A 21,224-nucleotide genomic window follows, 5' to 3' on the forward strand; every position below is an offset into this window, starting at 1 on the left:
TTACTTACGAAGATATTATTTACCTGTCCGTTTTTGTCAACATTAAAATTGACGATAACAGTTCCTTGTATGCAGTTTGCTTTTGCATAACCCGGATATATGATATTCTGATTGATGAAATCTTGTAAAGATAACTTCCCCCCATTAAAACGGGGGCCTTCCTGAAATGGGGTTAACCAGGAAATAAGAGCGAAAAGGTAAGCGAGAATCGTCATGGTATTTTAACATTACCTATATTAGTAACGCTAAAATACCAATTCTAGTTTTATTGATTTACAGTTCTTTATTATTGATTTCGTCGAAAAGCTTATCCATCTTGTCAACGTATTCATTGGTATCGTCTATAAAGAAATCCAGCTGCGGAATGCTCTTTACCTGATCTTTAATTTTTTTACCTAATAAATATCTGATTTCAGAAGAGCGGGCTTTGATAGATTTTATGGCTTCTGCGGTATCCGATACGTTAAAGAAGCTTAAGAAAACTTTAACCAACCCTAAATCCGGAGTAGCCCTAACTTTAGTAACGGTAATCATAGAATTAGGGATTAAACTGTTTGCCTCTCTCTGAAAGTACTCTCCTAAATCTTTTTGAATAACACGGGCAAATTTCTGTTGTCTTTTAGATTCCATCTTTTTAAGTATTAAGATTTTAGTATCAAGTATCAGGACTTGGACTGGTTTTTAAAGATTGATACTTTTAAGTACCGGTATATTATATAAGTAAATATCTATCTTTTGATCAATATAAAAAATTGTTATAAGGGTATATTTTTTCGTTTACCGCTTTTACCCTGTGGTATATAACATCTTTTAGCTCTTCTGTATTTTCCTTTTCTGTGGCTGATATAAATACTGCAGGTGAAGCATTCTTTGCCATCCAGCTTTTCTTAAAGTCATTTAAAGTTAGTCCGGGAACTTCTTCGTTATCTACCATCCATTCCTGTTCCTGGTGAACTTCCTGATAAGCATCAATCTTGTTAAAAACCGTAATGGTTTCTTTGTCTGTAACACCCAAATCTTTTAATGTCTCGTTAACCGTTCTGATATGGTCTTCGAAATTAGGATGAGAAATATCTACTACGTGAATCAGAATATCGGCCTCTCTAACTTCATCTAATGTCGATTTAAAACATTCAACTAAATGGTGAGGTAATTTCCTGATAAACCCAACAGTATCTGAAAGCAAAAAGGGAACATTCTCTATAACTACTTTACGAACCGTTGTATCCAGTGTAGCAAACAATTTATTCTCGGCAAAAACCTCCGATTTTGAAAGCATATTCATGATGGTAGATTTGCCAACGTTGGTGTAGCCAACCAAAGCAACCCTTACCAATTCTTTCCTGTTTTTTCTCTGGGTTAGATTCTGCTTGTCTATAGCCTTTAACTTATCTTTCAATAATGCGACTTTGTTGTTGATCATCCTTCTATCGCTTTCGATTTGCGATTCGCCGGGACCACGCATACCTATACCCCCCTTTTGGCGCTCAAGGTGAGTCCACATTCTGGTTAATCGGGGCAACAAATATTGGAGCTGGGCTAATTCCACCTGAGTTTTAGCTTGCGCAGTCTGTGCCCTGCTTGCAAAAATATCCAGAATCAAATTGCTACGATCTAAAACTTTTACCTTTAGCTCGTTTTCTATATTCCTAACCTGCATAGGAGAAAGCTCGTCGTCAAAGACAACCAGATCTGTTTCTTCTGCAGTGATATATTCTTTAATTTCTTCCAGTTTACCAGACCCTACAAAGGTTGCCCTGTCTGGTTTATTAAGTTTTTGCGTAAAGATGTGTTTCGTTTCTCCGCCGGCAGTATCTACCAGAAATGCCAGTTCATCCAGGTATTCTTTTTCGCGGGCTTCAGAAGTTTCTGGTGTGATTATACCTACCAGAACAGCTGTTTCCCGTTTTGGTGCTGTGTCGTGAAGTTTTTTTAATAAGGATTTTCTCGCCATATATATCCTGCAAAGATACAATAAGTGAGCCATTTTGTTGTAATTATAACTTCATCTGTATTTGAATTTATATGGCATAGATAGTAGCCGCTTGTTGTATATTTGTTTTTGACCAATTTTTACGGCAGTAATGAAAGCACTTACTTTTCTAATTACTTTATTCCTATCATCCAGTATAGCTGTCGCCCAAACTGACAGCCTATCTGCCGTGTTATATTCTTTAATACAAAATAAAGAGCCGTTTATAGAAAAGAAGGAAAGAGACATTTCTGAAATAAAAAAAATGCTTGAAGTTCCTGATTTGAGTAAGCGGCAACAGTACGACATAAACCGAAAGCTTTTTGAAGAGTATAAAACTTATATTTCTGATTCGGCCATACATTATGCTCAAAACAACCTTAAAATAGCTTATGAACTGAATGATAGTTATGCTATATCTGAAACAAAGCTGATACTGGCCTCTGCCTATTCTATTGCAGGTATGTTTATTGAAAGCCTCGACCTTCTGAAAAGCATAGAAAAACGAAACCTGACATATGAATTAAAGGTAAGCTATTACGATAATTACAAGCTCCTTTACGGATATTATGCACAAAACAATTTTTACACCAGCGGTTATAACAAAAGGAGTGCAATCTATCGGGATTCTCTTTTAGGATTGCTGGATACCAATTTTACCCATTATAAGATTGTTTATGCCGATAAGCTGTACGATAATAATCAGTTGAAAGACGCTAAGGAAATCCTCACTAATTTATTAAACCAATCAAAAGAAGAGAACCACGAGCGGGCAATTTTGGCTTATGCGCTCGCGAATGTTTATAAAAAAGAGGGTAACATAGAAATGCAAAAGAAATACTTTACCCTTTCAGCTATCTGCGATATTAAAAATAATATTAAGGAAAACGCTTCTTTACAGGCTTTGGCTTTGGTGTTATATGAAATGGGAGATATTGAAAATGCGTATCAATGCATTAAATCGTCGATGGAAGATGCAATCTTTTGTAATGCCCGGTTGCGTACATTCGAAGTTTCAAAAATATTTCCCATCATTGATTCTGCCTATCAGGAAAAAACATTAAAGCAGAGAGAGGAGTTAAAGCGCTTTCTGTTACTTATCAGCATACTTTCGGTTTTTTTGGTTATTGCCCTGATTTTTGTTTACCGGCAAATGAAAAAGGTTGCGCGAATAAGGAAAAAGCTGCACTTGTCTAACCTGAAGCTGAACGAAGTAAATCGCAATCTGCAGGAAGCAAATGATAAGTTAAAGGCAACAAACCTAAAGTTTACCGAGCTGAATACCGAGTTGTCTGAAGCCAACCAGATTAAAGAAGCGTATATTGGCCATTTCCTTGATTTATGCTCTACATATATAGATAAACTTCAAAAATTTCAGAATAGCATTAATAGAAAGCTTACAGAAAATAAACGCGAAGAGCTACTTAAAATACTGCGTTCTAATGAAATGATCGATAATGAGCTTAAAGAGCTTTATGACAATTTCGACCACATATTTTTACATCTCTATCCGAATTTTGTAGAAGATTTCAATTCTTTATTGCTGGAAGAGGAGCGGTTTGTACTCAAACATAATGAATTGCTAAATGTAGAGCTAAGAATTTTTGCTTTAATCAGACTGGGTATAACAGACAGTTCTAAGATTGCTGCTTTTTTACACTATTCAGCAAATACGATATATAGTTATCGAACAAGGGTACGTAATAAAGCTGCAGTACCACGTCATGAATTTGAGAGTTTGGTAATGAAAATAGGGTCTATTAGTCAATAATAGAAACTTCTAATGTTTTTTCTGTAAAGTGTTTCTCATTAGGATGGGCGTTCTATTGATTTAAATTGCTTATTTAAAATTCTTTCATTTATAATGGATAATGTTTTCATTTTAAATGAATACACAATATATCGATGGTAGTTATGAAAGTTTCTACTAAAGCGGGCAAAGAAACCGCCCCGATAGAATCGCATTGGCGTCATTTAAGAATCGAGAACTCGTCATGCTGATACTTCGCAAGCTCAGCACAGGCTGTAGGAAGCCGGTCAGGAAGGCATCTCTCATATAAGTAATACACCTTGCATGTGAGATTCTTCCCTGCGGTACCATTGACGTTTTTGATTAAAGTGCTGATAATAAGACTTGTTTTTCCGACCTGCGTCCTGTTGAACGTAGTGAAACATCTCATCATACCGGTCACCATACCAATCTCTTACTTTGCATGTGGGGGCTTTCCCTGCGGTCAAGATGACGGAGTGAAAAACGTCATTCATATTGATTTATATACAATATATTGTCCCTCAGAATGACGTATAGAGGGCTAATTACCACATGTTGTTTTCTCCTTAAATAACTTGCAGCATGCCTGTGCTATGAAAAGGCATAATCTTAAAACAAAAAACACAAACCAAACCATTAGAAGAAACACAAAACTCAAAGGACTGTTAATAAAAATAAACTTAATCACCAATAATATCCTTTATATTATCTATATTTTTTTATATCAAAACATGTAATAATATGTTTATTATCAGTGTGTTAAGTTTAAGTCATGTCTATATTTTATCTTTACGGCCTTTTTTTGCAGTACAGGGCAGGATACATTTGTATAACGGAAACAAAGAAGTTTTCTTTTGGCTTCCAATAACCAATTTTATTACAACCTTTAATTAAACAAAGATTCATGAAAAAATCTTACAAAGAATTTAAGGAATCACACATGTCCAAAAGACTCCTTAGTATCCTGTGTTTGCTTTTTATAACTACCCTGACAATGGCGCAGGACCTGAGGCAGATAAAAGGAACCGTTCTTGACGAGCAGGGCGAATCTATTATAGGTGCGTCTGTTATGGTGAAAAGTTCTGGCGGCACAGACAGGGGGACTATGACAGATGTAAACGGGCAGTTTACAATTGACGTACCGCCAAATGCAACATTAATTATTTCTTACCTTGGTTTTTTAAAGCAGGAAGTAGCAGTAGAAGGAAAAAGTAATATCGAAGTAACACTTGTTACTGATGCCAGAGAATTAGAAACGGTGGTTGTGGTTGGATATGGGGTCATGCGGAAAAAGGATCTGACTGGAGCTGTTTCCTCTGTGGGAGAAAGAACCTTACAAGAGAAGCCCGTAGCCAATGTTGGCGAAGCACTACAGGGAAGAGCGTCGGGTGTTCAGATCGTAAATTCAGGGGCTCCCGGAAGCAATGTTGCCATTCGAATAAGAGGCATAAGTACAATTAACGACAGCGAACCTTTGCTGGTTATAGATGGGGTGCCTACCGATTTACCTTTAAATGCATTAAATGTGAATGATATTGAGGCTGTTGATATACTGAAAGATGCTTCAGCTACGGCTATTTATGGCTCGAGAGGGGCAAATGGTGTTGTGATCGTTACAACTAAAAAGGGTAAAACAGGAGAAGGAGTTATTTCATACGCCGGATATTGGGGGGTACAAACAGCCACCAGCTTACCAAAGTTGTTAAATGCAGCTCAGTTTGCATCCTTACATAATGAAATGATCGCCAATTACAACAACGAGAATATGATACAAAGGCCGGATTTTGCAGATCCTCTTGCTCTGGGGGAAGGAACAGATTGGTTAGACGCCCTGATTAGCTCGGCGGCCATGCAAAATCATTCGTTATCATATTCAGGGGGCTCAGAAAAAGGTAATTATTATGTTTCCGGAGCTGTTTTTGATCAGGATGGTATTGTAGAAAATAGTTCTTACCGTCGTTATACATTACAGTTTAATAACGAATCGAGAGTAAAGCCATGGTTAAAGTTTGGAAATAATATTACTTTAAGTCACGATATTAAAAAACAGGGCGATTATAATGTTAGGGAAACCATGGCAGCATTGCCCACACAACCAATTTACAATGCTGACGGAACCTATTCGGGTCCGGGAGAGCCGGCATATTGGTACGGAGACATCAGGAACCCACTGGGAAGGGCACTATTAAGCAGCCAGAAAACGTCTGGATATAACACGCTCGGAAATATATTTGCTGAAGTGAAGCTGCTTGATCAGCTGACTTTTAAAACTTTGGGAGGAATAGATTTTAAATTTTGGGATCAGCAAAATTTCTCTCCAAAATATAATTGGAAGCCCATCCCGCAGCCGATGTCTAATCGTTATGAGGCATCAAATAAAAGTCTTACCTATTTGTGGGATAATACCCTGACTTACATAGAGACGTTTAACGAAAATCACCATTTAAATGTACTGGTTGGTTCAAGCGCACAGAACAATGCTTATAACTACATGAGCGCCAGTATTCAGGATTTTTTAACAGATAATAACAACCAGCTTTCTAACGGACTGAAAGATCCAACAGTTGGCGGATCGAGAAATGAATGGTCTTTGTTGTCTTTTATGGGACGTGTAAACTATAATTATGCCGATAAATATCTCTTAACAGTTACGGTTAGGAGGGATGGATCTTCTCGTTTTTCAGAGGAAAACAGGTGGGGAACATTTCCTTCGGTAGCGGCAGCGTGGCGACTCTCAGAAGAATCTTTTTTTAATAAAAACTCATGGATTAACGATGTAAAACTTAGAGCAGGTTATGGCGTAACGGGAAATCAGGGAGGTATAAATAACTACGCTTATTATACCAGACTCAGAACGGGGCAATACGTATTTAACGGAAATACTGTATCAACTCTTTTTCCGCTGGTTATGCCTAATCCGGATGTAACCTGGGAAACCGTGAAGCAATGGAATGCCGGAGTTGATCTTTCGATGATAAATCAACGTGTAAATATTTCTCTTGATGCTTATATCAAAAACACTACCTATATGCTGGTGCCTATGGCAGTGCCAATTACAACGGGCTATTCAGATATTTTCGTTCCAAGTGTAAATGCGGGAGAAGTGCGAAATACAGGATTCGAACTAAACATAGCTTCTCAGAATCTAAGGGGAGCATTTGACTGGAATACCGATTTTAATATTTCTTATAATCACAATGAGGTTATAAGAATGAATAACGGCATACCATTATTTACTGGTGACGATATCAATCTGACTAAGGTTCGGGTGAATGCAGAAGGTCGTCCTATAAATTCTTTCTATGGTTATGTAGTTAATGGTCTCTTCCAAACATCAACAGAAGTAAACAATTACGCGATACAGGTACCTGGGGGTACGGCGCCCGGAGATATTAAGTTCAGAGATTTAGATAACAGCGGTGTAATAGATGATAACGACCGTACTTTTATTGGTAACCCAACACCTAAATGGGCATTTGCAATGAACAATACTTTGAGCTACAAAAATTTTGATTTGCAATTTTTCTTGCAGGGCGTTGCAGGAAATGATATTTATAACGCAAACAGAATTTGGCAGGAAAGTATGTCTATTCCTCAAAATCAGACAACTAAAGTTCTGGACAGGTGGACCGGAGAGGGAACAAGCAACGTAGTACCCCGGGCTGTTTACAGTGATCCAAATAAAAATACCCGACATTCCAACCGTTTTATAGAAGACGGTTCTTACTTACGGCTTAAAAATTTAACGCTGGGATATACATTACCAAATATTCTTAGTAAGCGTGTTTCTTTAGATATGGTCAGATTTTATCTGTCATGTCAGAACCTGTACACGTTTACAAATTATTCCGGGTTTGACCCAGAGGTAGGTGTTACAGGGGTAGATCTCAGCACTTATCCATTAACAAGAACAGTAAGCTTAGGCTTAAATGTTAAATTCTAACCTTTTAATTAGTAATGGAATGAAAAAGATATTCTTATATACGGGCTTATTAATATTTACGACTCTCTTCTGGTCATGTGAAGATTTTTTGGAAAAGGAGCCGTTTGAAGATCCCAGTGCAGAAGCGCTAACAGATGCAGAGTCTGCAGTAGCTTTGGTTAACGGAGCTTACCAACCTATGCAACGTCCAAAGTTATATAACTTCAGGATTTGGACCTTAGATATTGTAGCCGGAAATAGCGAAGTTGGTGCAGGCGGAGGTACAGACGGAATTGAAACGATAGATTTATCCAATTTTGTAACAACAACGGATAACGCAGCAGCGCTTGACATCTGGAGAGGCCCTAATCCCGGAATTTTATACTGTAATACTGTGCTGGAGAATGTTCCCACCATGAACATCAGCGAAGATCTCAAAAACAGATGTATCGGAGAAGCCAAGTTTTTAAGGGCGCATTATTATTTTATTCTGGTAAGGTTGTTTGGCGATGTTCCTATGACTACATCAACACCAAAGCCGGGTGAGAATCTGATGCCTGCCCGAACAGATAAACAACGCATCTACAATGAGATCATTATTCCAGACCTGAAAGATGCACTTTCGTTATTGCCTGCCAGAGAGCAATACGGTACTGCAGATAAGGGCAGGGCCTCGAAAGGAGCAGCCGCGGGTTTGCTGGCGAAAGTTTACCTGACACTTGGACGATATCAGGATTGTTTAGACATGTGCAATGAAGTAGAGCGACTGGGGTATACGCTCAATCCAGATTATATGGATTGTTTCGGTGCAGAGCCGCGAAATAAAAATACAGCAGAATCTTTATTTGAAATACAATATCTCGGCTTAACCAGATTTGGTTTTTGGGACGACGAAAATCAGGCAAACTGGCAAAGTACATATATGGGACCTCGCGGTACAGGTTGGGTAGGTGGAGGATATGGCTGGAACCAGCCAACCCAGGAATTTGTGAACCAATATGAGCCCGGAGATTTACGCAAAGATAAAACCATTCTGTATGAAGGAGGGCCTGCTTTTGATGGAAAACAATACAGGAGCAATATGTCGAATACAGGTTATAATGTACGTAAGTTTCTGGTACCTCTTTCCTTCTCTCCCGACTACAATACCAATTCTGCAAGCGTAATCGTATTGCGTTATGCTGATGTCTTACTTATGAAAGCCGAAGCTTTAAATGAACTGCAACGAACATCTGAAGCTGTTGCCCCACTTTTTGAGGTAAGAAAAAGAGCCGGATTAACAGATCGGTCAGCTTTGGAAGAGCTCGATCAGGACCAGATGCGTGAGAAGATTATTCATGAACGTCGCATAGAGCTGGCATTCGAAGGACATCGCTGGTTTGACATGATCCGTTTGAACAACGGAGAGTATGCGCTTAACTTTTTACATTCTATTGGCAAAATAAACGCAGACCGGAAACATTTGCTATTGCCCATACCGCAAAAGGAAATAGACGCCAACCCCAACTTAAAACAAAATACTGGTTACTAAATAATAGACAGGGATATGAAACCAAATAAAATATTCAATCTGATCGCATTTATCCTGATCTTATGTTATTCATGCAGGAAAAACGAATTAGAGCTTAATAAAGGCCATGCACCATTAGAGGTTACCGTGTCGGATGAATCCATAGTACTTGATAAAAATAATCCGCAGTCAACAGCATTGTCAGTAGACTGGACAACAGGTTCTAATCAGGGGACTAACGCTGCTATAGAATATACTTTGCAAATTGACCGAAAAGGGAATAATTTTTCTGACGGTATTTCACTGGATATGGGTAGAAACAGTTACCAGAAAACCTATAAAAACGAAGAGTTGAATGACTTGTTGATGAGTGAATTTGGAGTTGCTGCCAATACAGAAATTATTCTGGAATGCAGGGTAATTGCAAAAGTTGCAGCAGAAGTGCCGGACGAGGTCTCTCCGGTACAAACCATCAGCATTACAACGCATTTACCCATTACCAAAACGTTGTATCTGCTGGGAGATGCCACACCTAAAGGATGGGATGCTAATAATGCAACAGAAATGACGGCCGTTACCAATACTCCAAAAGCATTCAGCTGGACGGGCCGACTAAATGCAGGAAAGTTTAAATTCATTACTACCCTGGGGGAATTTGCTCCTTCTTATAATAAAGGACAAAGCAATTCTTCCTTGTATTACAGAAGCAGCTTTGACGACCCCTACGATGAGCAGTTTGAAATTACGGAAGGTGGAAACTACAAGATAGCTGTAAACTTAATAACTATGGCTATAGCCATAGAGCGCACTGCTGGTCCCGAATACGAAAGGTTGTGGTTTGTGGGAGATCCAACCGGATGGACATTTAAGGAGATGACCGTTAATCCTTTGGATCCATTTAAATTCCATTACAATGATACTCTGTCTGCAGGAGGCGAAATAAAAATAGGAACTGTGCAAGGCGATTTTGATGCCGTATTCTTCAGGCCAACGGTAAATAACACGGCAGAAGGCAGCAATTTGGACGTAGATAAATGGGCAGGCAACCCAGATTTCAAATGGAATATTACCGGCGGAACTTATAAAATAACCTTGGATATCAGGGAAATGAAAATAGATATACTGCCTTTTACCCCGTATAGCGCGGTGTATATGGTTGGTGATGCGACATCAATCGGATGGGATGTTGCCAACGCTATACCAATGCAGGTAAACAGTGGAAATCCTAACGAATTTACCTGGACAGGTACACTTAAGCCAGGTGAACTTAAATTTAGTATGGATAAGCAAAGCGACTGGAACGGAGCATGGTTTACGGCTAGCCAGGCAAACATGGCCCCTTCCGGTACACCGCAACAAATGATTTATAGCGAGCGGGGTTCGGGACTCGACTATAAATGGCGAATTGCAGAAAACGGAACCTACAGTATTACATTAGATCAACTTAAAGAAACAGTAACTATTACAAAGCAGTAACAGCGCTTATCAGAGAAAATGATGAAAAAAATCTTTCTATTGGTTATAATATCTCTTACAGCGATATACTCCTGTAAAGATTATTATGATACCAAAAATAACCCGGTGAGTTACGGGAAAACATATATGTCTATTGATATCAGTACAGACAAGTCAAGCTATCAACCAGGGGAGACAGTGAATTTCCGGCTGAGAGAAAAGATAGGAAATCAAGCTAAAATCCGTTATTCTTATCTGGGAAATGTACTGCATGAAGAAAATCTTACAGGTACATCATGGTCATGGAAAACGCCTTTAGACGATTTCAGAGGGTACATGGTTTATATTTATGAAATGGTAAACGGCCAGGAGGTTATTTACCATAGTATCGCCGTAGATGTATCATCAAACTGGAAAAAATTTCCGCGTTACGGTTTTCTTTCATCTTATGGAAATATCTCTGAAGAGCAGATAGAAAAAAATATTGCCTTTCTGAACAGATACCATATAAATGGCGTACAGTTTTATGACTGGATGCATGATCATCAGCGTCCGCTGGCAGGAACAGTAGAAAACCCGTCGTCTTCATGGCCCGACCTCATCGGAAGAACCAATCACCTGCAAACGGTAAGGTCTTATATTACGGAGTCACATCGCAGAGGGATGAAGGCGATGTTCTACAATCTTGCTTTTGGTGCGCTTAACAATGCTGCGGGCGATGGTGTGAAGGAGGACTGGTATTTATATAAAGATGTTAACCGTACTGAAAAAGACAAACATCAGTTAGATGCGCCATTTAGAAGCAGTATTTATCTGGTAAATCCGGGCAATACGCAATGGCAAGCGTATCTGGCGCAAAGGCATCAGGATGTTTATAAAGTTTTTGATTTTGACGGTTACCATATCGATCAGCTTGGATACCGTGGTAATGTTTATGATTTTAATGGTACGCAGGTCAATCTAAATGAAACCTATCCCGCATTCATCCGGGCTATGAAAGCTGCGCAGCCCAACAAAAGTTTGGTTATGAATGCAGTAAGCGGATACGGACAAAATCTCATTGCAAATGAAGATGTAGATTTTTTGTACACAGAAGTTTGGGATGAAACCAAAACGTTTGCAGAACTTGCTGAAGTTATCACAAACAATGCGACGCTTTCGGGTAATACTAAAAATTCGGTCCTTGCAGCTTACATGAACTATGGAAAATCAGGTAATGTAGGTTACCTGAATAAATCCGGAATACTACTTGCAAATGCAGTGATTTTCGCCTTTGGAGGTGCACATTTGGAATTAGGTGAACACTATCTGGCTAATGAGTACTTTCCAAATTCAAATTTGCAGGCGACCTCAGATATTAAACAAGCCCTGGTAAATTATTATGATTTTCTGGTAGCTTATCAGAATATCCTTCGTGATGGGGGAAGTTTTACCACAAGTAACATACTGCAAAATACCAACGGCAAAATGGTGTTGAACAACTGGCAACCCAATAAAGGTCAGGTATCGTTTAAGGTAAAGGAATTTGGGGATAAAGACGTAATTCATTTTCTGAATTTTAGTAATGCTAATTCTTTGGAATGGAGGGATACAAACGGAACACAAACCGAACCTTCTACCATTACCAATGCGGATATCGTTTTTCAAACTACCAGGCCAGTTAAGAAGGTATGGCTAGCATCGCCCGATTTTAAAAAAGGAGTGCCAGTTACACTTTCTCATACACAAGCGGGTAATGAGGTTAGGTTTAGCCTTCCGGAATTAAAGTATTGGGATATGGTTGTTGTAGAATATTAATTTAAGAAAATGAATCTGTATAAATATCTTATTTTATTTTGTTTACTACTCCCTTTAAAAATAAGTGCTACCGAATGTTTATCATACACAAAAACAGACAATCAGATAGTATTTAATTGCAAAGACGGGAGTAAGCTGGCATTGACATTAAATAGCAGCTCGGTAATAAAAGTATGGTATGATCCTACAGGCAGGCTTATACGTAAAAATGCCTCTTTTGCGGTTATTAACGAAAATCTGGAAGATATTGGTGAAATAAAAGTCAATGAAGAACCATCTGCCTATGAGATTTTTACTTCTAAACTGCGTATACGGTTAAATAAAAGCCCTATGCAGTTGCAGATTTTTGATAAATGGCAAAAATTGCTATTTAGCGATTATAAGGAACAGGGGCATATTACAACAGGTGCAAGCGGAAAGAAGGCTTTGAAAGTACTGAGGAAGGATGAACATTTCTTTGGTTTAGGAGAGAAAACGGGGACGCTGGACAGACGTGGCAAAACCTATAAAATGTGGAACAGCGACAAACCTTGTTACAGTACTACAGAAGATCCTTTGTACAAAAGCATCCCGTTTTTTATGAGTAGCTATCGCTACGGAATATTTTTAGATAATACCTATAAGACAGCGTTCGATTTTGGTTCAAAAACGGAAGAATACTATTCGTTTGAAGCTCCGGACGGTGAATTCATCTACTATTTTATACACGGAAAGGATTATAAAGATATCCAGCAACAATATATAGTCCTTACCGGAAAGCCTATTATGCCACCGAAATGGGCATTTGGATTTGCTCAATCAAGAGGTTTATATACCCGCGAAGATCAGGCGCTTGAAATAGCGGCTGAATTCAGGAAACGCCGTATACCATGCGATATCATTTATCAGGACATTGGCTGGACACAATGGCTACAGGACTTTGAATGGCGTCAGGGAAATTATAAAAAACCTAAAGCCATGTTGCAAAGCTTAGAGAAACAAGGCTTTAAAATGATTGTTTCGCAAGATCCGGTAATCTCTCAGGCCAATAAAGATCAATGGCAGGAAGCAGACCGTCTGGGTTATCTGGTAAAAGACGGGCGTACCGGTAAATCTTATGATATGCCATGGCCATGGGGAGGCAATTGCGGGGTGGTAGATTTTACTATTCCGGCTGTCGCAGATTGGTGGGGAGCTTATCAACAAAAGCCTTTAAATGACGGTGTTCGCGGGTTCTGGACAGATATGGGCGAACCCGCCTGGAGTAATGAAGAGGATATCGACCGCCTGAATATGAAGCATCATATAGGAATGCATAATGAAATTCACAATGTATATGGCCTTACCTGGGATAAAGTAGTAAAAGAACAATTTGAAAAACGTAATCCGGGCAGGCGTGTATTCCAAATGACACGAGCTGCTTACGCAGGCTTGCAGCGCTATACATTTGGATGGACAGGTGATAGCGGAAACGGTGGCGATGTACTAAATGGCTGGGCGCAAATGGCCAATCAGGTTGCTGTTGGGATTTCCGCAGGTTTAGGAGGTATACCCTTTTGGACAACAGATATATCCGGCTATTGCGGAGATATTACAAATCACACGGCGATGGCCGAACTTTATACCCGCTGGATGCAATTCGGTGTATTTAATCCGTTAAGCAGAGCGCACCACGAAGGCGATAATGCTGTGGAGCCATGGATGTTTGGAGAAATTGCGGAAAAGAATGCAAAAGCAGCTATTGAGTTAAAATATCAGCTATTCCCATATCTCTACACCTATGCCCGCAAAGCGCATGATACCGGATTGCCAATAACCAGAGGCTTGTTTATGGAGTATCCTGAAGATGAAAACGCAATAAAAATAGACGATCAGTTTTTATTTGGTGAAGAACTTTTAATAGCGCCTGTACTTAAAAAGGGAGAGCGTGTGAAACGAGTTTATTTACCTGATGGAGAGTGGATAGATTTTAATAATAAAAAAACAGTTTATTTAGGCGGGCAGACCGTTGCGTACCAGGCGCCATTAAGCACCATCCCCATATTTGTTAAGAAAGGCTCGATTGTACCACAGATACCAGTTATGCAGTATCTGGAAGAAAGAACAGATTATCCTGTATTTGTTCATGTCTTCCCGAACTATGAGGATGAAAGTGCCAGCTTTGAACTTTATGAAGATGAAGGCAATAATCAGGACTACCTGAAGGATATTTATTCTAAAACCCGATTTAACTGCCAAACGAAAAATACCGGATGGGAAACTACTATCACTCCCGAAGATAAAGGATATAGGCAGGCCGAAAGAAGAGATATCGTTCTGAAGTTTCATTTAGAAGCAAAGCCAAAATCTGTTTCGATTGGAGGAAAATCTGTTAAGAATGCGAAGCAGGAGTTAATAGAAAAGCACCTAAACTCAGATAAGAAAACAATACAATGGTCCTGGAACGCAGAAACCAATGAATGTTGGGTAAAAGTACCAGACGAAAGGAGTACTCTGCAGATAAAAATCTATAAATAATTACGAATACAGACCGGATAATGTCGAAGGCAAAGGAGTCGATATAAACACAATAATATGATTACGAAGAAACACTTAATTATAGCACTTAGCTGCTTAATTATGGCTTGCCCTGCGCTGGCTCAGGAACTGAAATCGCCGGACGGATTGTTAAGAATGAATTTCCGTATTACAGATAATGGCGTCCCAGGCTATCAGCTTTTTTATAAAGGGAAAGAAGTTATTAAGCCCAGTAAAATGGGGTTGGAATTAAAAGGCAATACAACTAAAGTGGAATTTGGTGATGAAGCCGCTATAAAAACAGAGCAAAAGGACATTAAAAACTCACTTTATGACGGGTTTAGCCTGAAAAATACTGCTACGAGCAGTTTCGATGAAATATGGCAGCCGGTTTGGGGAGAAAGGAAGAACATTCGTAATCAGTATAATGAACTCTCGGTAAACCTTATACAGAAGGGGACGCAAAGGGAAATGGTAATACGATTTCGCTTATTTAATGATGGGTTGGGTTTCCGTTACGAGTTTCCGCAACAAAAGAATCTGATATATTTCGTAATTAAAGAAGAACGAACCCAATTTGCCATGACAGGTGATCATACGGCTTTCTGGATTCCGGGAGACTATGATACACAAGAATATGATTTCACCACATCAAAACTGTCCGAGATAAGAAGCTTGATGAAAAAAGCAATTACTCCTAATGCATCTCAGACTCCGTTTTCTCCAACAGGAGTACAAACTTCACTAATGATGAAGACTAAAGAAGGTTTGTACATCAATATCCACGAAGCGGCCTTAATCAATTATGCCTGTATGCATTTAAATCTGAATGATAAGGACTTCGTTTTTGAATCCTGGCTTACTCCGGATGCCAATGGAGACAAGGGCAATATGCAGGCTCCAGCACAAACGCCGTGGAGAACCATTATGGTAAGTGATGATGCCCGTAATATTCTGGCATCTGCGCTTACGCTGAATTTAAACGAACCGTGTAAGATAGAAGATACCTCGTGGATAAAGCCCATGAAATATGTAGGTGTTTGGTGGGAAATGATTACGGGTAAAAGTGAATGGTCTTATACTTATGATTTACCCAGTGTAGATTTAAATAAAACAGACTATACTAAAGTTAAGCCACATGGCCGTCATGGAGCAACTACCGAAAACGTGAAACGTTATATAGATTTTGCTGCTGCCAACGGTTTCGGTGGTGTGCTGGTTGAAGGCTGGAACACAGGCTGGGAAGACTGGTTCGGAAACTCCAAAGATTATGTTTTTGATTTTGTAACTCCTTATCCGGATTTTGATTTGTTAGGAATACAAAACTATGCAAAAAGCAAGGGAGTAGAAATGATTATGCATCATGAGACGTCGGGCTCTATAAGAAATTACGAGCGTCATATAGATACAGCGTATAAATTCATGAAAAGACATGGTTATAACGCCGTAAAAAGTGGATATGTAGGTGATATGATTCCACGGGGTGAGTATCATTACAGTCAGTGGATTAATAATCATTATCAATATGCCATAGAAAAAGCAGCGGAATATAAGATTATGGTAAATGCACACGAAGCCGTACGCCCGACAGGTATGAGCAGAACTTATCCAAATCTTATAGGAAACGAATCTGCCAGAGGAACCGAATATCAGGCATTTGGCGGGAGCAAGCCTAACCATGTAACCATTTTGCCTTTTACAAGGCTAATAGGTGGTCCGATGGATTATACGCCAGGTATATTTGAGATGGATATTTCAAAAATAAACCCGAATAACAAATCGTGGGTTAACAGTACGCTGGCAAATCAATTAGCACTGTATGTAACCATTTACAGCCCGCTACAGATGGCGGCAGATTTAATTGAGAATTACGAACGTTTTCCGGATGCATTCCAATTTATTAAAGACGTTGCGCTTGACTGGGACGACAGTAAATATCTTGAAGCCGAACCCGGACAATATATAACAGTTGCCCGCAAAGCGAAAGGCAGCAATAACTGGTTTGTAGGAAGCGTGGCAGGAGAAAAAGGACATACTTCTAATATCGTTTTCGACTTTTTAGACGCCGGTAAAAAATACGTAGCAACTATATATGCCGATACAAAGGATGCCGATTACAAGAAGAATCCACAGGCTTATGAGATCAGAAAAGTGGTGGTAAACAATAAATCCAAGTTGGTTCAGAAATCTGTTCCTGCAGGTGGTTTCGCTATAAGTGTTATTGAAGTAACCAATAAGAGCCAGTTAAAGGGACTAAAAACTTTGTAAGAAAAGAGGCTTATATTGAGTACACTCCAAAAGTTAGGAAAGATTAGATATTAATTATTAATGTGATGAGCTCGATATTTTATCGGGCTCTTTCCTTTAGATTGAGTTTTCGCTTCTTTTATTAATAGAGGAACAGATTCGAGCCGGGAGCTACCTTCTCATATACTTTTCTGGATGGGGCAAAACTATTCAGGAATTTCTACAAAACTATTTTTTGTTTATATGTGTTTGATTTTCAAATTAGTGGCTTGGATTTTGCGGGATTTGCTTTCCCTTAACTATCTATCTATGTTTGAAAAGAAATATCATTATGATGCCGTTTCACCAGCTGTGGAAAGGCTCAAAGACCAGGGTTACACGGTAGACTTCGATCTTGAGGGTAATTACCTTATTGCTGAGGACGAGAAAATTCCGCTGGACGATGTTCGGGTTACAGATTTATATCATTTTGAAAATGAATCTGACCTTTCTGATGACTCCATAGTTTACGCAGTACTTTCTAAAAATGGGACAAAAGGATTTTTGGTCTCAGGGTCAGGAATGTATACAGAAGAAGTGAAAGACAGATTAGAACAAGCTTTGGTTTAACGGTTTTTTAGAAAGTGGTTAACCGCATTAATCGCATTGGGCAGTCTGGTTTCTGTACCTCCTATTTCAACAAAATTTGCATTTATATTTTCCAGCTCATTTCTCCATATTTCCAGGAAATAGTCGCCCATACCTTTAAAATTGCGCAGAGGATCGTCTTCCCACGGAAGATCGTTTTTAAGCAGCAAATAGAAATCGTATTGCCTTTTTGTTAATTCTTCCGATACCATGAGCGGACATTCTCCAAACTGATGGTTGCACCAGATCTTAACTGTCATAAAAGTTGTATCGCAAAAAAGCAGATCATTTTTAACAACAGATAAAATTGCCTCTTCCAGTGCGACCTGGCCGTAAAACATGTTTATCTCGTCCTGTATGGTACAATCTCTGTTTAAATTAGCACAATAAAATCTGGAATATTCCGGAACCCAAAGGCTGTTAAAGTGTTGGGCAAGTCCTTTGGTAATAGAACTTTTTCCAGAAGATTCCGGGCCTACTATTGCTATTTTAGTTGGCTTCACTCCCAACCCCTCTCCGAAAGAGAGGGGAGTAAGGTTGTACTCTTTGGTTCTGTTTTCCTCTGTTGTCATGTTTTCTTATTTCAAAGATGGCGCGTGTCTTAATACTCTATTTAGCCTAAAATCTCCTTTATATCTTCTTCAGACAGCGATTTTATGAAGCTTTCTTCTGTAATAATTAAAGATTTGGCAACAGATAGTTTTCTGTTTTGCAAAGCCAGAATTTTTTCCTCTACGGTGTCTTTTGTGATGAATTTATAAATAAATACATTTTTTGTTTGCCCAATTCTATGACTTCTGTCAATGGCCTGCTGTTCTACAGCAGGGTTCCACCATGGATCTAAGATAAAAACATAATCCGCTTCTGTAAGGTTTAAGCCTACACCTCCGGCTTTTATGGAAATTAAGAAAACCTGAATGGTTTCATCGTTTTTAAATTCTTCCACAACTTTGCCTCTTTGTTGCGTAGAGCCGTCTAAATAAGAATAAGCGATATTGTTTTCTTCAAAATAGTTACGATAAAGATCTAATTGTTTTACAAATTGAGAGAATACCAATACTTTATGACCTGCTTCAATAACACTTTGCAGTTTATATATTACATCTGTAAACTTGCTGGATTCTCCGCTATAGTCAGTATCTATCAACACAGGGTGGTTAGCTATTTGCCTCAGCTTGGTAAGTCCCTGAAGCATCTGTACCGGAGATTTTGAAAATTCGCCACTCTCGATTGATTTTAATAGCTCATTTCGATATTCAGATTTTGTTTTTTCATAGAAATCAGCCTGGTCCTCTGTCATTTCACTAAAGAAAATGTTTTCTGTTTTCGGTGGTAGTTCAGATGCAACCTGTTCTTTTGTCCGCCTCATTACGAAAGGCTTTATTAGTGCCTGTAACTTTTGAGCCTTTTCTTCATCCTTTTTCTTCTCTATTGGCAGTACAAATTCGGTTTGAAAAAAAGTCTGTGAGCCTAACAATCCAGGATTAATGAACGACATTTGTGTCCATAAATCGTTTACGGTATTTTCTACCGGAGTTCCGGACAAGATGAGTTTATATCTGGATTTAAGCTGTTTTATCGCCTTAAAAGCTTTAGAGGTAGGGTTTTTAATATTCTGGCTTTCGTCGAGAATGATGTAATTGAAATACATTTCCTTCAGGATATCAATATCAATACGGCTAATTCCGTAGGTAGTAATAACGATGTCAAATTGACTTAGGAAATCTATATTCTTTTCCCTGTTAGAACCCGTGTGTGTATAAATTTTTAGCTGTGGAGTGAACTTCTTTGCTTCGTTAATCCAGTTATAAATTAATGAAGTAGGCATAACAATCAGCGAGGTTGTGTGAATGCCGTGCAGCTGTTCGGTCTCTTTGCATTTTTGAAGCAGTGCTAATGTCTGAATGGTTTTTCCTAAACCCATATCATCAGCTAAACAGCCACCAAAATTATATTTCTGAAGGAAATGAAACCAGTTATAACCTGCATGTTGATAAGGTCTTAAGGTTCCTTTAAAGCCAATTGGATTTTCTGTTTCTTCTATATGCTCAAAGTCGGCCAGTCGTTGAAGCTTTCTGTCCATGGTTACACTTGCTAAATCGCTATTTGCAAAATCGTGGACAAGACCAACATGAAGTTTCTTTAATTGCAGTTGATCTGTTCCTTCTGAGAATGAAAGCAGATTTCCGTACTGCGAGAACCATTTTTCCGGAATAATGGCAATTTCGCCATTTGGCAGTGTAAATTCCCGTTTCTTATTCAGAATGTGGTTTTTCAGTTGTATAAAAGGAATGGTATAAATGCCAAAATGTACAACTGCATTGATATCAAACCAGTCGTTATTTTCCTGAATTTCCAGATCGATTTTGTTTTGTCCGATAATATATCTCTGGGCGCTTGTATCCGCTTCGAAAATATAGCCTTTATTGGTTAGCGTTTCGTGGTTCTCGCTTATCCAATCGAAAATACTAAGAGATCTGTCTGCATTCTCGGTTGCCTGACCGACTTCAAAATGAACAAAAAGGTTAGAGTTCTTTTTCAACCCTAAGGTTAAAAGTTCATCAATTTTATCTTTTTCCCATTTTAAAGATCTTCTTATGCGGTGGAATAGATAGTTGTCACCATCTTTTTCCATTCTTACGCTTACTTCTGTGTTATTGCCCGCAGGAAAAACATAATCGGCATATTTAAAATATAATTGAAGTTCAGAAATCCCCTCGGGCACATAGACGACTTTTAAAATAGGTGTAGCCTGATGTTTTTCTGTATTGATGGTAAAGCCTTCTGCATAAACATGGTATTTCTCAATCAGAGGCGAAACAAATTTTTCGAAATAAGTTTGTTCTGATGTTTTTGGAATAGAGATATACCTTTTGTTAAGAAAGGGCTGCAGCTTTTTCCCTTCCAGGTTCTGGTCAAAATAATAGAGGGAGTTTTCTACAAGTAATAATGCAGGATTGTTTGAAATAATCTGAGCATCTTTAAACATAAACTCTACTTTAAGACCCTGATATTTAATGGTAGGAAAATATCTTGTTTCTGTTTCGTTTCTTCTAAAATGGAATAACACGGTAGCAGCTTCTTCTGCAATCTGGATTTTTTTCTCGACAGGCCATCCCTCCTTGCTCATGAGATAGACTTCTTTGTTTTTTAGTAAGGGTAGAGCTTCCGCAATTTTCTTTTCCAGTTTCGGCCTTAAAGCGTCATAAGATTTATCGTCCCAGTTTTTAGTAAAAAATTCCAGGGGACGAATATTCTTTTTATAGAATTTCTTAATAATAGCATCTTGTTCAAGACCGTCTAAAATTTTGATGATTTTAAAATCGTCTTCTGAAAGGTGGCTTTTAAATTCTTCGGCTGTATTAGAAAAAATTCTTTGATATGTTAAGGAAAAGCTTCCGGTCTGATTAAGCTGTACGATATGGGG

The 21,224-nt window shown here is 38.7% G+C and carries 13 protein-coding genes; 8 read left to right on the forward strand and 5 right to left on the reverse strand.

Annotation, left to right across the window (positions count from 1 at the left end):
- From ABWO41_RS04795 to hflX, 3 genes are all read right to left on the reverse strand, one after another.
- Nucleotides 1–215 (reverse strand): energy transducer TonB (locus ABWO41_RS04795; RefSeq protein ID WP_353134261.1); only part of this gene is annotated, 215 nt, incomplete at its 3' end.
- A 58-nt stretch (nucleotides 216–273) separates the two neighbouring features.
- A complete protein-coding gene (gene rbfA / locus ABWO41_RS04800) occupies nucleotides 274–630 on the reverse strand; it encodes a 30S ribosome-binding factor RbfA (RefSeq protein WP_353134264.1) in 357 nt (118 codons plus the stop codon).
- A 109-nt stretch (nucleotides 631–739) separates the two neighbouring features.
- Nucleotides 740–1,954 carry a GTPase HflX gene (hflX, locus tag ABWO41_RS04805; protein ID WP_353134267.1) on the reverse strand — a complete coding sequence of 405 codons (1,215 nt, stop codon included), beginning with the start codon at nucleotides 1,952–1,954 and terminating at the stop codon, nucleotides 740–742.
- 130 nt (nucleotides 1,955–2,084) lie between these two features.
- Between hflX and susR the strand changes: the two genes are divergently transcribed.
- The 8 genes from susR (at nucleotide 2,085) to ABWO41_RS04845 (ending at nucleotide 17,779) form a co-directional block, all read left to right on the forward strand.
- Nucleotides 2,085–3,743: a SusR family glycan utilization regulator gene (susR, locus tag ABWO41_RS04810; protein WP_353134270.1), complete on the forward strand. Its 1,659-nt coding sequence runs from the start codon at nucleotides 2,085–2,087 to the stop codon at nucleotides 3,741–3,743.
- A gap of 904 nt (nucleotides 3,744–4,647) precedes the next feature.
- Nucleotides 4,648–7,686 carry a SusC/RagA family TonB-linked outer membrane protein gene (locus ABWO41_RS04815; protein WP_353134272.1) on the forward strand — a complete coding sequence of 1,013 codons (3,039 nt, stop codon included), beginning with the start codon at nucleotides 4,648–4,650 and terminating at the stop codon, nucleotides 7,684–7,686.
- Nucleotides 7,687–7,705: 19 nt separating this feature from the next.
- On the forward strand, nucleotides 7,706–9,196 hold the full coding sequence (locus ABWO41_RS04820) for a RagB/SusD family nutrient uptake outer membrane protein (protein ID WP_353134275.1): 1,491 nt from the start codon (nucleotides 7,706–7,708) through the stop codon (nucleotides 9,194–9,196).
- A gap of 15 nt (nucleotides 9,197–9,211) precedes the next feature.
- Nucleotides 9,212–10,651, forward strand: a complete 1,440-nt coding sequence (locus ABWO41_RS04825) for a SusE domain-containing protein (protein ID WP_353134278.1) — start codon at nucleotides 9,212–9,214, stop codon at nucleotides 10,649–10,651.
- Nucleotides 10,652–10,669: 18 nt separating this feature from the next.
- Complete coding sequence (locus ABWO41_RS04830) at nucleotides 10,670–12,427, forward strand: endo-dextranase (RefSeq protein ID WP_353134281.1); 1,758 nt, start codon at nucleotides 10,670–10,672, stop codon at nucleotides 12,425–12,427.
- A gap of 9 nt (nucleotides 12,428–12,436) precedes the next feature.
- Nucleotides 12,437–14,923: a glycoside hydrolase family 31 protein gene (locus ABWO41_RS04835; protein WP_353134284.1), complete on the forward strand. Its 2,487-nt coding sequence runs from the start codon at nucleotides 12,437–12,439 to the stop codon at nucleotides 14,921–14,923.
- A 57-nt stretch (nucleotides 14,924–14,980) separates the two neighbouring features.
- Entirely contained in the window at nucleotides 14,981–17,191 is a 2,211-nt protein-coding gene (locus ABWO41_RS04840) for a glycoside hydrolase family 97 protein (protein WP_353134287.1), read from the forward strand.
- A 288-nt stretch (nucleotides 17,192–17,479) separates the two neighbouring features.
- Complete coding sequence (locus ABWO41_RS04845) at nucleotides 17,480–17,779, forward strand: phosphoribosylpyrophosphate synthetase (protein WP_353134290.1); 300 nt, start codon at nucleotides 17,480–17,482, stop codon at nucleotides 17,777–17,779.
- On the opposite strand, the gene ABWO41_RS04850 is transcribed toward ABWO41_RS04845, so the two are convergent.
- Both ABWO41_RS04850 and ABWO41_RS04855 read right to left on the reverse strand, forming a co-directional pair.
- On the reverse strand, nucleotides 17,776–18,369 hold the full coding sequence (locus ABWO41_RS04850) for an AAA family ATPase (protein ID WP_353134293.1): 594 nt from the start codon (nucleotides 18,367–18,369) through the stop codon (nucleotides 17,776–17,778). The two genes, ABWO41_RS04845 and ABWO41_RS04850, sit on opposite strands and share 4 nt — an antisense overlap.
- A gap of 41 nt (nucleotides 18,370–18,410) precedes the next feature.
- A partial coding sequence (locus ABWO41_RS04855) for a DEAD/DEAH box helicase (protein ID WP_353134296.1) occupies nucleotides 18,411–21,224 on the reverse strand: 2,814 nt, incomplete at its 5' end.

Source organism: Pseudopedobacter sp. (assembly GCF_040392825.1).
GTDB lineage: Bacteria > Bacteroidota > Bacteroidia > Sphingobacteriales > Sphingobacteriaceae > Pseudopedobacter.

Excerpts from the sequence above, each read along its gene's own strand:
- rbfA (WP_353134264.1), bottom strand. The coding sequence starts at position 630 with ATGGAATCTAAAAGACAACAGAAATTTGCCCGTGTTATTCAAAAAGAT.
- susR (WP_353134270.1), top strand. The coding sequence starts at position 2,085 with ATGAAAGCACTTACTTTTCTAATTACTTTATTCCTATCATCCAGTATA.
- ABWO41_RS04840 (WP_353134287.1), top strand. The coding sequence starts at position 14,981 with ATGATTACGAAGAAACACTTAATTATAGCACTTAGCTGCTTAATTATG.
- ABWO41_RS04845 (WP_353134290.1), top strand. The coding sequence starts at position 17,480 with ATGTTTGAAAAGAAATATCATTATGATGCCGTTTCACCAGCTGTGGAA.
- ABWO41_RS04815 (WP_353134272.1), top strand. The coding sequence starts at position 4,648 with ATGAAAAAATCTTACAAAGAATTTAAGGAATCACACATGTCCAAAAGA.
- ABWO41_RS04820 (WP_353134275.1), top strand. The coding sequence starts at position 7,706 with ATGAAAAAGATATTCTTATATACGGGCTTATTAATATTTACGACTCTC.
- ABWO41_RS04825 (WP_353134278.1), top strand. The coding sequence starts at position 9,212 with ATGAAACCAAATAAAATATTCAATCTGATCGCATTTATCCTGATCTTA.
- ABWO41_RS04830 (WP_353134281.1), top strand. The coding sequence starts at position 10,670 with ATGATGAAAAAAATCTTTCTATTGGTTATAATATCTCTTACAGCGATA.
- ABWO41_RS04835 (WP_353134284.1), top strand. The coding sequence starts at position 12,437 with ATGAATCTGTATAAATATCTTATTTTATTTTGTTTACTACTCCCTTTA.
- hflX (WP_353134267.1), bottom strand. The coding sequence starts at position 1,954 with ATGGCGAGAAAATCCTTATTAAAAAAACTTCACGACACAGCACCAAAA.
- ABWO41_RS04850 (WP_353134293.1), bottom strand. The coding sequence starts at position 18,369 with ATGACAACAGAGGAAAACAGAACCAAAGAGTACAACCTTACTCCCCTC.